1 pseudogene is annotated in these 701 nt (G+C 35.4%); it reads left to right on the top strand.

Annotated elements, in window-relative coordinates:
• Window positions 1–584 (top strand): annotated as a pseudogene (locus A5294_RS06475) (serine/threonine protein kinase); the annotation flags it as partial.
• Window positions 585–701: the final 117 nt, after the last annotated feature.

Genomic DNA, 701 nt, shown 5'->3' on the forward strand with positions numbered 1-701 from the left:
AGGGATCTATTCTATACGATAAAAAATTACCTATGAATGATATGATGAAAAATCATTTACTTTCCGGCGATACTGGCGCAGTAGAATTCTACAAAGGATTAGATTTGCCATCTTGCGGAAACAATATATTTTCCCCATCACCAGGTGTAAGAGTTTGTGAGCATGGTAAAGATATAAACGCAGAAAACAGCCCTGAAAAATTTGATGATCAAGGAATGTATAAAGGTTCTAACAAAGATGCTAATACAGGATTAACCTACAAAATGCATGATTTCTTTGTGCTTGTTCCTGTAAATACAAAATTTGATGAACTTGAAAAGAGCAGATACTTTAAAGGCAAAGGGGAAAATAAGCCTGATTTTAGCCGACCATTCATTATGCGAAGGGATCCAAAGCTGTATGATAAAACACAAGTAGCTATTCCTGATGGAGTTACTGGACCCGATTATCCAACTAGCCCGTTTGTGCCAACGAAAAAGAACAAGCCAGTGCCTTTCGCTCCAGCTCCGGATGACAGCAACGTTTACTACAAGGTTGAAGAACCTTTAAATTGGTTAAGGTTCGATATTATAAAAACCTTGTAGTTAAAATTTGACGTTGTAAAGCAAATAATATTAGCACTTAAAAAACGCTTAATCATTTGCTTATCAATAAATTAAGCCCTTCTAGTTGTAGTATTTCAACTTTTTAAGGGCTTAATT

Source organism: Gardnerella sp. 30-4 (genome assembly GCF_001641215.1).
Lineage (GTDB): Bacteria > Actinomycetota > Actinomycetes > Actinomycetales > Bifidobacteriaceae > Bifidobacterium > Bifidobacterium leopoldii.